Below are 16,251 nucleotides of genomic sequence, written 5' to 3'. Positions count from 1 at the left end.
CCCTGAATGGCTTATGGTGATAATGTCGACCCTAAAAACAGGGTAGTGGCAATTGTCTTGGTGGGCTTGCTGACGGCAGTGCTGGGCTACGGCCTGGTGAACGGCCTGAATATCAGCATCGTCAAGAAAATTGCCGAAAAATTGGACGTGGTGGACGTCGAAGAGCCGCCGCCGCCGGAGGAGCCGCCGCCGCCGCCGCCGCCGGATAACAAGCTGCCGCCGCCGCCGCCGGTCGTGACGCCTCCGTCGCCGATCCCGCCGCCGAGCACCGCGAACCAGATCCAGTCGGTTCCGACGCCGCCGCCGGCGCCGCCGCCGCAGGTCTATACGCCGCCCGCGCCGCCGGCTCCGCCGCCGACCCCCGACATGTCGAAGGGGGCGTCGCCGAAGGGGTCTCCGGGCCGCTGGGTGACGAACGACGACTATCCGCCGAGCGCGCAGCGTCAGGAACGCGAAGGGACGACCGGTTTCCGTCTGACCATTGGCACTGACGGCAAGCCCACCGGCTGTTCGGTCACTTCGTCCAGCGGTCACTCCGACCTCGACGATGCAGCGTGCAAGCTGCTGATGCGCCGCGCGAAATTCGCTCCGGCCGTCGATCGGAACGGCAATCCCACGACGGGTAGCTGGTCGAGCCGCTTTACCTGGAAGATCGACCGCTAAGCGCCGTTTTTCCTGAATTTTCCGGCAGCAATGCCGACCCCCGGTTTAGATTTTTTGAGAGGGAATATCGAAATGTTCAATCTGATTGCGAACGCCGCTGCTGCGGCTGGTGCCCATGATGTCGGGATGAGCCTCATGCCCGCGTCGATGTGCGTCAAGAAAGAGGGCGAGAACCCCTATGGTCTCGTCCCGGCGCTGTGCGAAGGCGGTATCGTGTCGCAGATCACCTTCCTCGTCCTGCTGATCATGTTCATCGGCACGCTGTACATCCTGTTCACCAAGCTGTTCGAACAGAATAAGGTGATCAACCAGGGCAAGGCAGTCGACGCGAACTTCTGGCGTGCGCCGACCCTCGCTGAAGGTATGAACAAGCTTGAAAAGAACAGCGCCTATCGTCAGGTCGTCGAAGACGGTCTGCGCGCCAACGAAGAGCATAACAAGCTGACCGACCCGGTCGAAGCGCATGACTGGATGCACGGCACGCTCGAGCGTTCGCAGAACCACATCAACTCGAAGCTCAACGGCGGCCTCGCCTTCCTCGCGACCGTCGGTTCGACCGCGCCGTTCGTCGGTCTGTTCGGTACGGTTATCGGTATTCTTCGCGCCCTCGTGAAGATCGGTGCATCGGGCCAGGCCTCGATCGACACCGTCGCCGGCCCGGTCGGTGAAGCGCTCATCATGACCGCCATCGGTCTGATCGTCGCGGTTCCCGCGGTTCTCGCCTTCAACTGGCTCCAGAGCCGCAACAAGGCGATTGCTCGCCGTCTGTCGACCTTCTCGAACGACGTGCTCGGCTCGATCATGTCGGGTGGCCAGGTGAAGCCGGCGATTGCCGCTGCGCCCGCCAAGGCTGCTCCCGCCGCTGCGCCGAAGAAGGCCTAAGACTCTCGCGCCCCGTCGGCCGCTCAGGCGATCGGCGGGGCCGCTGGACAGCGACAGGCGCGCTTCGGCAGGCTTTTCGCAGGTCCATGACAGTAATTTTGTGACAGGATGCTAATCCTATGGCGATGAGTGCAGGCGCAAAGGGCGAAGATGCCCCGATGTCCGACATCAACACGACGCCGCTCGTGGATATCATGCTTGTGCTTCTCATCATCTTCCTCATCACGGTTCCCGTGGTGTTGGAGACGGTGGAGCTCAAGCTGCCCGACGTCGCTTTTGAGCCGACGACGACGAAGCCCGAGAATGTGAACATCTCGGTTCGAGCGGGCGCAACCCCCGGTAGCTGCGAAGTATATTGGGGCCAGTCTCCGGTCGATTCGCGCGAATTGCTCAAGCGCGGTCAAGACAAGCTTGAAAAGCTTCTCAACGATATCGGCGGGCCCCAGAATATCACCGAAGAGAACTTCCCCGAAGTGCATATCCGCGGCGACATCAATACGCCGTACCAGTGCATCGGCGGTGTGATCTACACGATGCAATATGCCGGTTTCCAGAAGATCGGGTTCATTTCGGAACCTGCCCCTGGTTCGGCAACGCTGGGCCGCCTCTAAGGCGGTCCGCGAAGGAATGAAGGAATAGTCTCATGGCTATGGCTGTTGGGGATCGGGACGATAATGAACCGATGATGGAAATGAACACGACGCCGCTGATCGACGTCATGCTCGTTTTGCTCATCATGTTCATCATCACCATTCCGGTCCAAACCCACGCGGTGAAGATCGACCTGCCGGTTCCGACCGATTCGAAGAACAATGTCGACCCGGAAAAGAACAAGATCATGATCGACCCCGCGGGGACGGTCACGTGGAACGGCGTTCCGGTCGATCTGGCGCAGCTTTCGGATTATCTCGAGCAGACGAAGGCGCTGCCGGTCGAACCCGAACTGCAGATCCAGCCGGACCCCTACGCCCGCTATATCGTGGTCGATCGCGTAATGGCGGTCGTGAAGCGTAGCGGCGTCGGCAAGCTCGGTTTTGTCGGTAACGAGCAATATGGGCGCGTTTTCTGATCGCTAGATCAGCGATGCGCCATTGAAGGGCCGCGGAGCGATCCGCGGCCCTTTTGCTTTGCCGGGCGTGAAAGCGCTTGGCGCGGCAGCTTCGACGGGGCATCCTGCGGGCCTGGGAACGAAAGCCGCGCTGCGGCGTAGGATTTTCGCACGCGCCGCACGGCGCCAATGATGGGGAGCCAATCCATGAAGCCTGCCGCCACTTTTCGCCCGACGATGACCGCCGCGCTGTGCGTAGCGTCGCTGCTCGCCCTTGGCGGCTGCGCCAGCGGATCAAAGGGGCCGACGACGACGATGCCCCCATCCGACGCCCATGCCCAGCTTTACGACGCCTCGGGCGCCGACCGTGGGCGCGTCGATATCTACAAGGACGGAACGGGCTTGCGCCTCGAACTGGTCGCGCGCGGCTTTGCACCTGGCACATATGGCATGCATCTGCACGCCGTCGGCCAATGCACCCCGCCCGATTTCACCAGCGCCGGCCCGCACTGGAACCCGACCCATGCCCAGCATGGACGTGACAACCCGATGGGCGCGCATCACGGCGATCTGCCCAACCTCGTCGTCGAATCGGGAACGATCGGCCGCGCGACGCTGCAGGTCGTCGGCTCGCGCCTGACCGGCGAGGGCGGGCTGCTCGATGCCGACGGCGCGGCGTTCGTCATCCACGCCGGTCCCGATGATTACAAGACGGATCCGAGCGGTAACAGCGGCGGCCGTGTTGCCTGCGGCGTGATCACGGCCGGATAAGCAGCGGTATATCGGCGGTGCGCGGGCGCGGTCAGGCGGCCGCGTTCGCCGCGCGCTCGGAAATCGTCGCTTCGGCCTGCGGCACCGTGCGATAAGCATAGATCAGCAGCGCCAGCGCGATCGGCGCGACGCCGATCAGCGACAAAATGCCCGTCCGTAGGTCACCCACGGGCTTGCCATCGACTATCGTGCCGGCGAGGTCCGAAATCTGCCCGACCATGTAGGGACCAAACGACAGGCCGACCAGTGTCGTGCCGAGGAAGAAGGCGGCGGTCGCCGTCCCGCGCATGCGCGGCAATACCAGATCCTGCGTGGTTGCGGCGGCCGCGCCCAGCGCTGCGGCACCGAACATGCCGGCAAGGAAGTTCATCGCATAGAAGATGAAGCTGCTTTCGGTCGTGTAGCCGATCCAGATCGGGATGATCGGCGCGACGACGCCGAATATGATCGTCAGAATGCGGCCCGCCGGATTGCGGGCGCGCAGCGCGTCGGCGATGCGGCCGCCCAGAATTACCCCGACGAACCCTGCAAGCGCACCATTGGCGCCGAGAATGAATGCCAGTTCCTGCTTGGGGAGCTTCAGCACAAGCTCGGCATAGGGCGGTGACCAGAAGGCGAGAGCATAGGCGGCAAGGCTCACCAGCCCGTAACCCAGCGTCGTGCAGATGAAGGCGGGCGTGCCCCAGATCAGACGGAAAGTCGCAGGATCGCGCGCGCGCAGCGTCGAGGCCCATGAAAAGACGGCGTAATAGCCAAGCCCGACCGCCGACCATTGCGGGAAATTGCCCGTCAGGCGAATCATCCACCACGCAAAGGCGGCGATGGCGGCGGCGAAGCCGATGTTTACCGCCAGTGCGGTCCGGCCGCGCTGTGCGGCGCCGAAAAGGGTGAAGGGCGGAACGATCGTTGACAGGTCGCGAAAGAACTCGCGGAAAGGATGGGGCGAACTGTGGCTCGCGACTCCGTCCATCGCGCCGCGCGCGGGTTCGCGCAGCGTTGCGACCCACAGCGCGACGAGCAGGCCGGGAATGCCGACAGCCAGAAAGGCGCCGTGCCAGCCGACCAGCCCCATCGGCCCACCGTTCGGCCAGGTGCGGTTCCACGCCTCGACGATCGAGGCGCCGATGAACAGCGACACGCCGCCGCCAAGGTAAAGCCCCGACGAATAGATGGCGAGCGCGGTCGCCTTCTGCCGCTTGGGGAAATAGTCTGAGATCAGCGAATAGGCGGTCGGGCTGGCGGTCGCTTCGCCGACGCCGACGCCCATGCGCGCAAAGGTCAGCGTTACCTGATTGCGTGCGAACCCCGACAGGGCGGTCATCGTCGACCAGAGTGCGAGGCCGATCGACAGCAGCTTCACGCGGTTCCAATTATCGGCGAGGCGTCCGAGCGGGATGCCGAACAGCGCATAGAAGACCGCGAAGGCGGCACCGCCGAGGAAGCCCATGTCGGCGTCGGTCAGGCCGAGGTCGGCTTTGATGTCGACCGCAAGGATGCTGACGATCTGGCGGTCGATGAAGTTGAGGATATAAACGACGACGAGGACGCCGAGGACATACCAGCTGTATCCCGTAGCGCGCGGTTCGGTCTCCGCACTTTCGAAGCCTGTCCCCGGATCGTTGCTCGTCTCAGCCATCTGGCACCGCGCTCCCTCAGTCATTATCGTTGGCCGCCATGGCTAGCAGAGCCGCCGGGCAGCGCAAGTTGAAAACCGGTTCAACTTTGTGAAGAAGGACATGACATGACCGACGACCGGGGCGATGCGCCAGCCATCCTTTTTCTCTGCCTTGGCAATATCTGTCGCTCGCCGCTGGCGGAGGGCGCGGCGCGTGCCGCCTTTGCCGACGCCGGAATCGCGGTGCGGCTCGATTCCGCGGGGACTGGCGACTGGCATGTCGGTTACCCGCCCGACGCCCGCGCGCAGGCGGAGGCGCGGCGGCATGACGTCGATATCGGCGATCTGCGCGCGCGCCAGCTCGTGCGCGGCGACTTTCACCGCTTCGATCTGATCCTGGCTGCCGACGCCGACAATCTGCGGACCGCGCATGCGCTCGCCCCGGCGGACGCGACGGCGCGGCTGATGCTGATGCTCGATCTCGTACCCGGACGGGCGGGCGAGAGCGTGACCGATCCCTATTATGGCGCCGACGATGGCTTTGCCGAAACCTGGGCCGATGTCAGCGCGGTTGCCGCCGCGCTGGTTGCCGCGACCGGGCCGTCGAGCGGATAGCGCGCGATCGGATGATAGCGCGACCCGCCATGGCCAAGCTCGCTCTCATAAAGGGTGACATGACCGAAGACGAAGTCGGGCGTCGCCAGATCGCCGTTCAGGGCAAGAAAGGGTGCGACGGGCCCCGATCCGCGATTGAGCCGCGCCAGCGTGACATGCGGCAGAAAGGCGCGCGTCTCCCTCTCGATCCCGACGCGCATCAGCAATTGGTCGACCTTGCGGTGCAGCGCCGCGACCGGTTCGGCGGGCTCAACCCCCGCCCACACCATGTGCGGCCGCCCATGACGCTCGAACAGGCTGACCCCCGCGATGCGTGCGGCGATGGCGGGGGCGTGCAACGCGCCGAGCGCCGCGGCGACATCCTCGGCCCGGTGGTGATCGACTTCACCGATGAAGCGCAAGGTCAGGTGAAGTTGATCGTCATCCTGCCAGCGTGCGCCCGAAATGCCATGCATTGCAGCGATCAGCCGGGCGCGAATCGGCCGCGGCGGGCGCAGGGCGACGAACAGGCGGTGCGTGGACATGGTGCGCCCCGTCATAGGGCTTTTGCACCGCGCGCGACAGCGCCGAAGGCGCCCGGACCGGTTTCGCTTGAAACGGAGGGCGAAAATACTGATATTGGGAGTACGGCCGGTATGGGCTGGCCGGTGATGGAGATTTGAAAATGGCTAATTGGAACGACCCCAATATGGCGGCGTCCGGCTTTCCTGGCAGCGCGAGCGCGATGGATCAGGCCGTCGATGCCGGCCTGCGGTCGTACATGCTGTCGGTCTATAACTATATGGGTTCGGGCGTGCTGCTTACCGGCATCGTCGCGATGCTCGCCTATTCGACGGGGTTCACCCTGTCGCTGATCGGCAGCCCGCTGATGTGGGTTGTCATGCTCGCACCGCTCGCTTTCGTGATGGTGCTCAGCTTCGGGATCAACAAGCTGTCGACCGGCGCGGCGCAGGCGCTGTTCTGGGGCTATGCGGCGATCATGGGTCTGTCGATGTCGACGATCTTCCTCGCCTTCACCCAGACCTCGATCGCGACGACCTTCTTCGCGACCGCAGCGGCTTTTCTCGGTCTCAGCCTCTATGGCTACACGACCAAGAAGGATCTGTCGGGTTTCGGCACTTTCCTGATCATGGGCGTCGTCGGCATCCTCGTTGCGATGTTGATCAACCTCTTCGTGCAGTCGACCGCGCTCAACCTCGCGATCAGCGTGATTGGCGTGCTGCTGTTCGCCGGCCTCACCGCCTATGACACGCAGAAGATCAAGAGCATGTATTTCTATGTCCGCGGTACCGACTTCGTCGGCAAGTCGGTGGTGATGGGCGCGCTGACGCTCTACCTCGACTTCGTGAACATGTTCACCTTCCTGCTCAACCTGATGGGCAGCCGCGACTAAGCGGCGGCGCATCGGAACGGCAAAGGCCCGGCGGAGCGATCCGCCGGGCCTTTTCGTTTGGAGCGTGCACCAATCGGCGCGTGGTCAGGCGGGAATGAAGAGGAGCGCGGCGCCGTTCATGCAATAGCGCTTGCCGGTCGGCTTCGGGCCGTCGTCGAAGACATGACCCAGGTGGCCGCCGCAGCGCCGGCAATGCACCTCGGTCCGCGGATAGCCTAGCTCATGATCGACCGACGTTGCGATCGCGCCCGGCAGCGGCGCCCAGAAACTCGGCCAGCCGGTGCCGCTGTCATATTTGGTCTTGCTCGAATACAGCGGCAGCGCGCAGCCCGCGCAGGCAAAGGTGCCGGCGCGATGCTCCTTGTTGAGCGGGCTGGTGTAGGGGCGCTCGGTCGCGGCCTCCCGCAGCACCGCATATTGCGTCGCGGAGAGGCGCTTTTTCCACTCGGCATCGGTGAGGCGCCAGCCCGACTGTGCCAGCGGGCGCTTGCCGGGCTTGGCGAAGAGCATCGGCGCGGCAATCATCGCGCCGCCCAAGGCGAGGCCGGAAAGCAGATAACGACGTTCGATCATGGCAGGCTCCTCTGCCTTCTAGATACGATGCCGGTCTGCTCCCGGTTTCAACGCCGCGTCAATATTTCTCGAGCACCACGGGCAGGTGGCGATAGCCGTGGACGAAGCAGGCGTTCACCCGGTCGGGTTCCCCGACCACATTCACGCGCAGCCGCCGCCGCTGCATTTCGGAGATCAGCGCGGTAAGCTGAAGCTCAGCGACGCGTGCGCCGACGCAGCGGTGGATGCCGTAACCGAAGGCGAGGTGGCGCCGCGCATTTTCGCGGTCGACGATGATCCGGTCGCCGTCGGGGAAGATGCTCTCGTCACGGTTCGCCGACGCGTACCACAGCGCGATCTTGTCGCGCTTCTTGATCTGGTGCCCGAACAATTCGGTGTCTTCGGTCGCGGTGCGGCGCATGTGGGCCAGCGGGGTCTGCCAGCGGATGATCTCGTGCATCGCGTTGACCGCGAGTTCGGGATCGTGATTTGCCTCCAGCTTCGCGCGCTCCTCGGGGAAAAGATGGAGGCCGTAGGCGTAGGCCGACATCGAATTGCGCGTCGTGTCATTGCCTCCGACGATCAGCAGGATGAGGTTGCCCATGAATTCTTCATGGCTCATGTGGCTCATCGCATCCGACTGGAGCATGATCGAAATCAGGTCGTGCGTACCGGGATTCTGCGCCTTGCGGTCCCACAATTCCTTGAACGCGGCGCCCATTTCGAATGCGATCGCGAGACGGGCCTGGCGTTCTTCGAGGGTATTGAAACTTTCGATGTCGCCGAGCGCGTCGGACCAGGCAGTCAGCTTGTGGCGTTCTTCAAAGGGAAAGTCGAACAGGATGGCGAGCATCTGCGTCGTCAGTTCGATCGACAGTTTTTCGACCCAGTCGAATGTTTCGCCGATCGGCAGCGAATCGAGCACTTCGCTTGTCCGGCGCAGCGTGTCGGCGCGCATCCGTTCGATTTCGGAGGGGCCGAAGGCCGGGGCGACGGTGCGGCGCTGCGCCGTGTGCTGCGGCGGGTCCATCGCGATGAACATCGGCATCGGGATTTCGCCCTCCTGCAGATGTTCGATGCCGTCGCCTGCGACGGTGATGCCGCCATATTCCCACGAGGAGGAGAATATCTTGGGCAGCGCCTCGATATGCTGGATCGGCTTGTAGGTCGTCACCGACCAATAGGGACCGAATTTCGAATCGTCGCAATAATAGATCGGCGATTCGGCGCGCAGCTGCGCCATCGGCTGCTGCCAGCGATCCTCGCGCCACATGTCGGCGCGGCTGACGTCGAGCGGATTGACGGTTTCGGGTTCGACGCGAATCTGGGTGGCCATTGGGGGCAACTCCTCTCAAGGCCGTCGGGCGCGGCCGATTGGGTTGCAGAATGCCACTATTTACAGTTTTGTCAATGAGGCTTTGGGGCGATCACCCTAGAAATGGCAACGGTCGCCCGAGGTCACGCGGGTTGCCGCCGTTTCCAGAATTTCCAGCCCGCCTTGCCGCTCAGCACCCCGGCGCGGAACATCCGGACCGAGAGGAAGATGACGAGCGCGACCCAGAGCAGCTGCCAGCCGAGCGCAAGCAGATGGACCGCCTTCGCATCGTCGGTCGCGGCGCGCGCCGCCATCGCGAAGGGCGACGAAAAGGGAAAGATTTCGGCGAAGCGCGCGAGCGGGCTGCCCGGCGCGCTCGCGGCGGCCGAAGAGAGGCTGAACATGCCGACCTGAAAGATGGTGATCGGCAGGCTGAGCATCTGGATTTCGCGCACCGTTCCTGCCTGCGCGCCGACACCGAGGAACACCGCGCCGAGCAGCAGGAAAGCCATGATGAAATAGACGAAGCAGATGCCGACGAAAAAGCCCCAGCCGGTAGCCGGCACCGCGAGCATCGCCGCGACCGGCTTGCCCGCGCCTGCCGCCGAGAGCGTGGCCGGGTCGATCTGGGTTGCCGCGATCAACCCGCCTCCTGCCGCAATCGCAAGCCAGAAGGCGATAAACAGCACCGCGACGCCGAGCATGCCGAGCAACTTGCCGAGAAAGACGCTTTCGAGCGGCACCGCGGCGGCGAGGATTTCGATGACCTTGTTGCCCTTTTCCTCTGCCAGCGAACTGACGGTCTGCCCCGCGAGCAGCAGCGTCATCAGGAAGATCGCAAAGACCGCGCCGAAGCCCATCGACTGCTGCACGGCGATGCTCGTCCCGCCGCTGCGGATCGATTCGAAATGCGGTGCGACCGGCGGCACCGCGCCGGCGGCGCGGTCGCGCAACACCTCTTCCGCGAGCAGCGCGAGATAGCGGCCCGAGCGGCTACCCTCCTCGCGTTCGACGATGCGCGGCGCGGCGAGCGGGCCGACCATCACCGCATAGGTGTCGGCGCCCTTTTCCTGCGCGATGACCAGCGGATCATCGCCCTTCGGCGAGGCGATCCGCACGTCGAGCGTCGCGGGACCGCGGCCGCCCAGCGCGTCGCGCAAGCGTGTGTCGGCGCTGCGCAGCGCCGCGACATCGCCGGCGTCGGCGACAACGACGATCCGCCCTGCGCCGCGCGCGCTGTCGGCGAGCTGCGATGCACCGAGGCCGCCGACCAGGCTCATGCCGAGCATGAACAGCGGTGCGAGCAGGAAGAGGAGAAAGGTCGGCGTCGCCACGATCGCAAGAAAGTCGCGGCGCGCGACGACAGCCATATTTTTCAGAAAGGGAGTCATGCGCTTGCCTCCGCAGCGGCTTCTTCGGCGGCGTCGGCGGCGAAGCCCGCGTCGACCTGGCGCACGATATGGACGAAGGCATCGTGCAAGCCGGGGCGGGCGATCGACAGGCCGGCGACGCCATGCCCGCTGGCGGTGATCCGCGCGAGCAGCGGTTCAACCCCCGCGTCGTCGATCGCAAAATGCCAAGCGTCGCCGCGCCGCTGCGCATCGGCGGGCAGCAGCGCCGCGATCACGTCATCGTCGGCGCCGGTGCGCGGTGCGTAGCGCACCTGCATCGGCAGCAGCGCGCGCGCCTCGTCGACCGTGCCCTCGAAGCGGCGTTGCGACCGCGCGATGATCGCGAGCCGGTCGCATAGTCGCTCGGCATGCGCCATCACATGGGTGGAGAAAAGGATCGTCGCGCCGCGATCGCGTTCGCGCCGCACGAGCGTTTCAAGCCGCTCCTGATTGACCGGGTCGAGTCCCGAAAAGGGTTCGTCGAGTACGATCAGGTCGGGAGCATGGACGATCGAGCCGATGAGCTGAACCATCTGGGCCATGCCCTTCGACATCTTGCGGATCTTTTCGTCGATGACGCGTTCGAGCCCGAGTTCGGCCATGAAGGTCGCGGCGCGGCGGCGACCTTCGCCCCAGTCGAGCCCGCGCAGCGCCCCCATGAAGGCGATCGCCTCGCGCGCCTTCATACCGGGATAGAGGCCGCGTTCTTCGGGCAGATAGCCGATGCGGTGGCGCACCGATTGCGGCTTGTGGCTGCCAAAGAGGCGGCTCGTCCCCTCGTCGGGATCGATGATGCCCAGCGTCATGCGCAGGCTGGTGGTCTTGCCGGCGCCATTGGGACCGAGAACGCCATAGATGCTGCCGACCGGTACCTCGAGGTCGACATGGTCGACTGCCTTGAATTCGTCGAAATATTTGGTGAGGCCGCGCGCCTCCACGCAATAATCGGTCAAACGCTGGTCCCCGCTCGCTGAATCGGCCTGCATATCATCACTGTATCATCGCTCTATGGCACGGCCCGCCGCCTGTCGTATAGGGGCGCAATGCTTTCCAATGCCTTGCCCCCGATCGAAGAGCGGCTCGCGGCCACCGCGCGCGCGCATGGCTTCGCGGCGTTCGGCATCGCGCGCGCCGACGCGGCGCCGCAAACCGCGGCGCGGCTGGCGCAATGGCTCGCCGACGGATGCCACGGCGACATGATCTGGATGGAAAGCCGCGCCGAACAGCGCGGATCGCCGCAAGGGCTGTGGCCCGAGGTGCGGTCGGTGATCGCGCTCGGCATGAGCTATGCCCCCGGCACCGATCCGCTGGCGCTCGCTGGGGCATCCGACCGCGGCCGCATCTCGGTCTATGCGCAGGGAGCCGACTATCATGACGTCGTCAAAAAGGCGCTGAAGCATGTCGCGCGCTGGCTCGTCGCCGAGGCGCCGGGCGCCGAGGTGAAGGTCTTTGTCGACACCGCGCCGGTGATGGAAAAGCCGCTCGCCGCCGCTGCCGGGCTCGGCTGGCAGGGCAAGCACAGCAATATGGTCAGCCGCGAGCATGGCAGCTGGCTGTTTCTGGGCGCGATCTACACCACGCTCGATCTCGTGCCTTCGGTTCCCGGACGCGACCGGTGCGGCAGTTGCACCGCCTGTCAGCAGGCATGCCCGACCGCGGCCTTTCCCGCGCCCTATCGCGTCGATGCCCGCCGCTGCATCTCCTATCTGACGATCGAGCATGATGGACCGATCCCGACCGAATTCCGGCGCGCAATCGGCAACCGCGTTTATGGCTGCGACGATTGTCTGGCGGTGTGTCCGTGGAACAAGTTTGCCGACACCGCGGCGCGGCACCAGGCGTTTCTGCCGCGCGGCGAACTGGCGGCGCCGGCGCTCGCCGATCTGCTCGCGCTCGACGATACGGGGTTCCGGCAGGTCTTTTCAGGCTCGCCGATCAAGCGGATCGGGCGGGGCCGCATGGTACGCAACGCCGCGATTGCGGCGGGCAACAGCGGCGATCGCAGTTTGCGGCCGCGCCTGATGGCGCTGGCAAGCGACGCATCGCCGATGGTCGCCGACGCCGCGCGATGGGCGCTCGAGCAACTGGCGGACTGACGGCGGGAGGCGGCGATCGCACCGCCCCCGCCCTCGCCGGTCCGCCTTCTTGCCTAGAACCCCCGCATGAAGGTCGCGGTGATCGGGGCGGTAATCGCGCCGATGACGAGTGCGACGACGATCGCCGCGACGACGATCAGGATCGTGTAGGTCATCGCCTTTTCCTGCGGCGCGCGCATCAGGCGGGGCAGGCCGAGGTAAAGGAGATAGAGGCCGTAGAGGCCGAGCAGCGACAGCCAGGAAAGTGCGGGCAGGATCGCGAAGATGCCCGCGACCCAGCTCGCGGTGCCCGAATAGGCCGCGACCTTGAACGCCTGGACGCGGTTCTGTGTCGCACCGAAGCTGGGGGCGAGCGCGTCGATGATGAGCGCGAGGATGAAGACCCCGATCAAGGTCGTTGCATATTGCACGACGGCCGATGCGACGGCCGAGCCGACCGAGGGGCGATAGGTGAAGCCCATTACCGAAAAGCCGAAGGCGAGCATGCCGATCAGCCCCGCCACAGCGGGAATCGCCGCCAGCGGGATGATATAGCGGCGATAAAGGCCGCCGATCGTTTCGGCTTCGCCGTCGATTACCTCCCACTCGCGCGCGGGCTGGAGCAAGATATTCTTCACGCGATCGATAATCGAGCGCGGCTGCTGGTCATTCCCTGTCATAGTCGGTCTCCACCCAATGGCTGAACCGCGACCCCGGATGTCTCCCCCGATGGACCGCGATAGTCTCGCATTCGGGGATAGGGCGCAAGGGTGTGGATTGCTGTGCGCAGGCGCACAGCACCGACTACCAGCGGTTGCGCACTTCTTCGGCAAAGCCCGTGAGCCCGGCAATGTCGAGCGCGCTGCCGTCGTCGAGGATGATGCGCCCTGAAAAGCGGCCGAAAACCTGATCCTGCACCGTCCTGAACAGGCCGAGGTTGGTGCTGTGGTGGCGATTGACGATCGGGTCCATCGTCATTTCGAACCGGCCGTCGTTGCTCGTGAAGCGCCACGGCCCTGCGTCGGGTCCTCCCGCCGGCATATGAAAGGCGATGCGGTCGAGCTTGTGCGCGGTGCCGTCGACGAACACCATATTCTCGGATGCCGCCGCCGTGTCGCCGAAGCCGTAGCCGATGTTGAAGCCGATGCGGCGTCCGTCCGCCATTCCCGAGGCCGATCCCCAATACCAGACATTGTCGTAGGTCCAGACGCCGCGCCCCCAGTCGAGCACGCCAGAGGCGCGGTCGGGGCTGAAGCAATGGAGGGTGTTCCCCACCCGAATCTCGCCCTCGGCGGCGAGGCAATTGATCTTCTGATTATAATAGAAGGCCCGTGGCGCCCCCGAGAAAGGCGTGGCGATTACCATGCGGTCCATCGGCGGCTGCGCGAGCCATAATTCGCCCGCGAGGCCCTGTCCGCCGCCGAAGTTCGGGGCCTCGACCGTCAGCCGCCGGCCGCCCGGTTCGTGCCGGAAGCGCAGCAGCATGCCGCCGCGGCGCTGTTCGATATCGCCCGCATCGGCGCTTTCGGGCAGCCGCATGCGGCCCATCGGCCAGGGGATCACCGCGCCGTCGTTGATCGCGGTTCGAGCCGCCAGATCCATCCACGACACGCCGAGGAAGCCCAGATAGCCATTGTCAGCGACGGTCAGCGCGATCCCGAAGGCGTCGGTGAGGATGCAATAATAGTCCCACTCCTTGATCCGCAGCTTGCCGGCCGCGATCCGCACACGGTCGTAGCGGCGCACCTCGGCGGTCGCCCAGCCCGTTTCGGCGAGCTGCCCGCGCGCGTCGAGCAGCGGTCCTGCTCCCATTCTTGTCTGCATCCTCGCCTCCCCTGCGGGGCCGTCTATGCCAGCCGCGCATGGTGGCTGGCAACGGGCGGTGCATCTGATAGGCTGCGCGCGACGCAGGATGCAGGAGGGTGGCATGGCGCAGGGCAGCGCGCGAATCGGCAAGGACCGCTATCGCACCGAGATCGATGTCGGCGGCCATGCGCTGATCGCCGACGAGCCGCCCGCGCTCGGCGGCGGCGGGGTTGGACCCGCGCCTTACGATCTGCTGCTCGCGAGCCTGGGCGCGTGCACCGCGATCACGCTGCGCATGTATGCCGACCGCAAGGGCTGGCCGCTCGAATCGGTCGAGGTCGGCCTGCGCCTGTCGGGGCGCGAGGAGAAGCGGATCGACCGCACGCTGGCGATCGTCGGGCTCGACAACGAACAACGCGTGCGCATGGCCGACATTGCCGAGCGCACGCCGGTCACGCTGACGCTTAAGGCCGGGCTGCCGATCGCCACCATGCTCGCCTGACGGCGCGGCGCGCGGTGCCTGCGGAGCGCATCGTTTACGCCACTTTTACCACTGTCGGTGCATGACATCCCCGATGTTTGCGACTGGGGACAAATGATGGACAGCATGCGCGGACTGCTTTCGGGCAGCCACGATCAGGACGATGGCGCGATCGATGCGCCGCCGGCTGTCGGTGTCGACGAACGGCGGATGCAGGTGCGCGCCTATAATCATTGGGCATCGCTGCTTGCCGACCGCGCCTATCCGTCGGTCGAGGATCTCGACCTCGACGGCGCCGATTTCGGGCCTAATGCGGTGCTGCTCGATTTTACCGCGGGTATCGAAAATCCGGGCATCTCCTATCTCGGCGACCGGTTGCGTGAAGAATCGCAGATCGACGAGGATGTCCATTATATCAGCCAGATTTCGGGGCGGTCGCTGCTGTCGCGGCTGACCGACCATTATCTCCAGATCATCGCCAACCGCGCGCCGATCGGCTTCGAGGCCGAGTTCGTCAACGATCGCGGCATGACGATCATGTACCGCGGCATCCTGCTGCCCTTTTCGTCCGACGACGACACCATCGATTTTATCATGGGCGTCATCAACTGGAAGGAAGCGGTTGCCGCAGAGCAGGCTGAAGAGCTGCAACTGTCGGTCGAGCAGGCGCTGCGCAGCGCTGCACCGCTGACCGCACCCGTGCCAGTGTGGGCCGACGGCCCCGATTCGGAGCAGATCGACGACGAAGCGGCGCCGGGTTTCGCCGCGCTCGGCGACGCCCTGCCCGAAGCGGTTGCCTTTGGCGATGTGATGCTGCTGACCGAGCGCTTCGACGATCCCGTAGTACCGGCTGCCAAGGGTGATGATGCCGCCAACGAGACTGTCGACGATGGCGCGGCCGGACCGGGTGAAGATGCCGAGCTGGCCGACTGGCTGGCGCTGGCGCGCGAGACCGCCGAACGCGCGATGGCGGCCGACAGCCGCAGCCGCAGCGCGCTCTATCAGGCGGTCGGCAAGGCGTGGGATTTCGCGCTCGCCGCCGAAGCGAAGCCCGACGCCTTCGCCGAATTGCTCGAGGATGCGGGGCTGCAGGCGCAGGAGCGTGCGCCGATGACGCCAGTCGTCAAGCTGGTGTTCGGCGCCTCCTACGACAAGACGCGCCTCGCCGAATATGCCTGCGTGCTCGGCCATGCGAAGGACGCGGGGCTGGAGCGCGGGTCGCTTCCCGCCTATCTCGACCGCTATCCGGGCGGGCTCAAGGGTCTGGTCAAGGATACGCGCGCGCGCCGCAAGCCCGCGGGCGATGCAGCGGCGAAGGTTGACGAGCAACTGGCGGCGCTGCGCACCGCGCACCCGGCGCTGATCCTGGAGCATGATGCGGGCGATGCCGAATTCGTGGTGCTGATTGCGCGCGCGATGCCCGGCGGACACATCGGCATCGTCGCCAAGGCGGCCGACGATCCGGCGCTGGTTGCGAAGCTGGCGAAGAAGGCAATCGCGATCACCCCGGCCGATTGACCCGAGTAGCGTAACAGACAATCCAAAAGTTGAAATAATTTTGCGCGGCATGCGCGGGGGGTCTTGAGCCTTTCGCGGCGCGGGCGCATAGGGAGCCGTAGCGCAAGGCGCCGCCGTCCCCCCGGC

General features: G+C 65.3%; 18 protein-coding genes. 10 read left to right on the top strand and 8 right to left on the bottom strand.

Annotated elements, in window-relative coordinates:
• Positions 1-6 precede the first annotated feature (6 nt).
• The 5 genes from MU856_RS16250 (at position 7) to MU856_RS16230 (ending at position 3,364) form a co-directional block, all read left to right on the top strand.
• Positions 7-663: an energy transducer TonB gene (locus tag MU856_RS16250; protein ID WP_062901422.1), complete on the top strand. Its 657-nt coding sequence runs from the start codon at positions 7-9 to the stop codon at positions 661-663.
• Positions 664-789: 126 nt separating this feature from the next.
• A complete protein-coding gene (locus MU856_RS16245) occupies positions 790-1,545 on the top strand; it encodes a MotA/TolQ/ExbB proton channel family protein (protein ID WP_062903069.1) in 756 nt (251 codons plus the stop codon).
• 119 nt (positions 1,546-1,664) lie between these two features.
• The gene (locus MU856_RS16240; protein WP_062901423.1) at positions 1,665-2,156 is read left to right on the top strand and encodes an ExbD/TolR family protein; all 492 of its coding nucleotides are present in this window, start codon (positions 1,665-1,667) and stop codon (positions 2,154-2,156) included.
• Positions 2,157-2,188: 32 nt separating this feature from the next.
• Positions 2,189-2,614 carry an ExbD/TolR family protein gene (locus MU856_RS16235; protein WP_062901424.1) on the top strand — a complete coding sequence of 142 codons (426 nt, stop codon included), beginning with the start codon at positions 2,189-2,191 and terminating at the stop codon, positions 2,612-2,614.
• Positions 2,615-2,800: 186 nt separating this feature from the next.
• A complete protein-coding gene (locus tag MU856_RS16230; protein ID WP_263587943.1) occupies positions 2,801-3,364 on the top strand; it encodes a superoxide dismutase family protein in 564 nt (187 codons plus the stop codon).
• A gap of 31 nt (positions 3,365-3,395) precedes the next feature.
• Here the strand turns inward: MU856_RS16230 and MU856_RS16225 are convergent, their stop codons facing one another.
• Complete coding sequence (locus tag MU856_RS16225) at positions 3,396-5,000, bottom strand: spinster family MFS transporter (protein ID WP_263587942.1); 1,605 nt, start codon at positions 4,998-5,000, stop codon at positions 3,396-3,398.
• Between the two features lie 105 nt (positions 5,001-5,105).
• Between MU856_RS16225 and MU856_RS16220 the strand changes: the two genes are divergently transcribed.
• A complete protein-coding gene (locus MU856_RS16220; protein WP_263587941.1) occupies positions 5,106-5,594 on the top strand; it encodes a low molecular weight protein-tyrosine-phosphatase in 489 nt (162 codons plus the stop codon).
• On the opposite strand, the gene thpR is transcribed toward MU856_RS16220, so the two are convergent.
• A complete protein-coding gene (thpR, locus tag MU856_RS16215) occupies positions 5,501-6,118 on the bottom strand; it encodes an RNA 2',3'-cyclic phosphodiesterase (RefSeq protein WP_263587940.1) in 618 nt (205 codons plus the stop codon). The two genes, MU856_RS16220 and thpR, sit on opposite strands and share 94 nt — an antisense overlap.
• A gap of 140 nt (positions 6,119-6,258) precedes the next feature.
• On the opposite strand from thpR, the gene MU856_RS16210 reads away from it, so the two are divergent.
• Positions 6,259-6,987, top strand: coding sequence for a Bax inhibitor-1/YccA family protein (locus MU856_RS16210; RefSeq protein ID WP_003042056.1), 729 nt, complete (start codon positions 6,259-6,261; stop codon positions 6,985-6,987).
• Positions 6,988-7,071: 84 nt separating this feature from the next.
• Here MU856_RS16210 and msrB read toward each other — a convergent pair whose 3' ends face one another.
• From msrB to MU856_RS16190, 4 genes are all read right to left on the bottom strand, one after another.
• The gene (msrB, locus tag MU856_RS16205) at positions 7,072-7,560 is read right to left on the bottom strand and encodes a peptide-methionine (R)-S-oxide reductase MsrB (protein ID WP_263587939.1); all 489 of its coding nucleotides are present in this window, start codon (positions 7,558-7,560) and stop codon (positions 7,072-7,074) included.
• A gap of 58 nt (positions 7,561-7,618) precedes the next feature.
• The gene (locus tag MU856_RS16200; protein WP_003042048.1) at positions 7,619-8,875 is read right to left on the bottom strand and encodes a cytochrome P450; all 1,257 of its coding nucleotides are present in this window, start codon (positions 8,873-8,875) and stop codon (positions 7,619-7,621) included.
• 122 nt (positions 8,876-8,997) lie between these two features.
• Entirely contained in the window at positions 8,998-10,245 is a 1,248-nt protein-coding gene (locus MU856_RS16195) for an ABC transporter permease (RefSeq protein ID WP_263587938.1), read from the bottom strand.
• Positions 10,242-11,231: an ABC transporter ATP-binding protein gene (locus tag MU856_RS16190; RefSeq protein WP_263587937.1), complete on the bottom strand. Its 990-nt coding sequence runs from the start codon at positions 11,229-11,231 to the stop codon at positions 10,242-10,244. Before MU856_RS16190 ends, MU856_RS16195 begins: the two co-directional genes overlap by 4 nt.
• A gap of 57 nt (positions 11,232-11,288) precedes the next feature.
• On the opposite strand from MU856_RS16190, the gene queG reads away from it, so the two are divergent.
• Positions 11,289-12,341 carry a tRNA epoxyqueuosine(34) reductase QueG gene (queG, locus tag MU856_RS16185; RefSeq protein ID WP_263587936.1) on the top strand — a complete coding sequence of 351 codons (1,053 nt, stop codon included), beginning with the start codon at positions 11,289-11,291 and terminating at the stop codon, positions 12,339-12,341.
• Between the two features lie 53 nt (positions 12,342-12,394).
• Here queG and MU856_RS16180 read toward each other — a convergent pair whose 3' ends face one another.
• Together MU856_RS16180 and MU856_RS16175 are read right to left on the bottom strand one after the other, a co-directional pair.
• Positions 12,395-13,000 (bottom strand): Yip1 family protein, encoded by a 606-nt coding sequence (locus tag MU856_RS16180; protein WP_263587935.1) that lies wholly within the window; start codon positions 12,998-13,000, stop codon positions 12,395-12,397.
• A gap of 124 nt (positions 13,001-13,124) precedes the next feature.
• Complete coding sequence (locus MU856_RS16175; RefSeq protein WP_263587934.1) at positions 13,125-14,132, bottom strand: DUF2804 domain-containing protein; 1,008 nt, start codon at positions 14,130-14,132, stop codon at positions 13,125-13,127.
• Positions 14,133-14,247: 115 nt separating this feature from the next.
• Here MU856_RS16175 and MU856_RS16170 point away from each other — a divergent pair, with 115 nt between their 5' ends.
• Positions 14,248-14,628 carry an OsmC family protein gene (locus MU856_RS16170; protein ID WP_263587933.1) on the top strand — a complete coding sequence of 127 codons (381 nt, stop codon included), beginning with the start codon at positions 14,248-14,250 and terminating at the stop codon, positions 14,626-14,628.
• Positions 14,629-14,724: 96 nt separating this feature from the next.
• Positions 14,725-16,125, top strand: a complete 1,401-nt coding sequence (locus MU856_RS16165; RefSeq protein WP_263588988.1) for a hypothetical protein — start codon at positions 14,725-14,727, stop codon at positions 16,123-16,125.
• Positions 16,126-16,251 lie beyond the last annotated feature (126 nt).

The sequence above is a fragment of the Sphingopyxis sp. GC21 genome (genome assembly GCF_025727575.1).
Lineage (GTDB): Bacteria > Pseudomonadota > Alphaproteobacteria > Sphingomonadales > Sphingomonadaceae > Sphingopyxis > Sphingopyxis terrae_A.
The sequence above is the reverse complement of the archived record's forward strand: the minus strand, read 5'-3'. Positions and strand labels throughout refer to the sequence as shown.

Coding starts and splice junctions, on each gene's coding strand:
- MU856_RS16165 (WP_263588988.1), top strand. CDS start 14,725: ATGGACAGCATGCGCGGACTGCTTTCGGGCAGCCACGATCAGGACGAT.
- MU856_RS16200 (WP_003042048.1), bottom strand. CDS start 8,875: ATGGCCACCCAGATTCGCGTCGAACCCGAAACCGTCAATCCGCTCGAC.
- MU856_RS16180 (WP_263587935.1), bottom strand. CDS start 13,000: ATGACAGGGAATGACCAGCAGCCGCGCTCGATTATCGATCGCGTGAAG.
- msrB (WP_263587939.1), bottom strand. CDS start 7,560: ATGATCGAACGTCGTTATCTGCTTTCCGGCCTCGCCTTGGGCGGCGCG.
- MU856_RS16175 (WP_263587934.1), bottom strand. CDS start 14,132: ATGGGAGCAGGACCGCTGCTCGACGCGCGCGGGCAGCTCGCCGAAACG.
- MU856_RS16235 (WP_062901424.1), top strand. CDS start 2,189: ATGGCTATGGCTGTTGGGGATCGGGACGATAATGAACCGATGATGGAA.
- queG (WP_263587936.1), top strand. CDS start 11,289: ATGCTTTCCAATGCCTTGCCCCCGATCGAAGAGCGGCTCGCGGCCACC.
- MU856_RS16230 (WP_263587943.1), top strand. CDS start 2,801: ATGAAGCCTGCCGCCACTTTTCGCCCGACGATGACCGCCGCGCTGTGC.
- MU856_RS16225 (WP_263587942.1), bottom strand. CDS start 5,000: ATGGCTGAGACGAGCAACGATCCGGGGACAGGCTTCGAAAGTGCGGAG.
- MU856_RS16210 (WP_003042056.1), top strand. CDS start 6,259: ATGGCTAATTGGAACGACCCCAATATGGCGGCGTCCGGCTTTCCTGGC.
- MU856_RS16170 (WP_263587933.1), top strand. CDS start 14,248: ATGGCGCAGGGCAGCGCGCGAATCGGCAAGGACCGCTATCGCACCGAG.
- MU856_RS16190 (WP_263587937.1), bottom strand. CDS start 11,231: ATGCAGGCCGATTCAGCGAGCGGGGACCAGCGTTTGACCGATTATTGC.
- MU856_RS16245 (WP_062903069.1), top strand. CDS start 790: ATGAGCCTCATGCCCGCGTCGATGTGCGTCAAGAAAGAGGGCGAGAAC.
- MU856_RS16240 (WP_062901423.1), top strand. CDS start 1,665: ATGGCGATGAGTGCAGGCGCAAAGGGCGAAGATGCCCCGATGTCCGAC.
- MU856_RS16220 (WP_263587941.1), top strand. CDS start 5,106: ATGACCGACGACCGGGGCGATGCGCCAGCCATCCTTTTTCTCTGCCTT.
- MU856_RS16195 (WP_263587938.1), bottom strand. CDS start 10,245: ATGACTCCCTTTCTGAAAAATATGGCTGTCGTCGCGCGCCGCGACTTT.
- thpR (WP_263587940.1), bottom strand. CDS start 6,118: ATGTCCACGCACCGCCTGTTCGTCGCCCTGCGCCCGCCGCGGCCGATT.
- MU856_RS16250 (WP_062901422.1), top strand. CDS start 7: ATGGCTTATGGTGATAATGTCGACCCTAAAAACAGGGTAGTGGCAATT.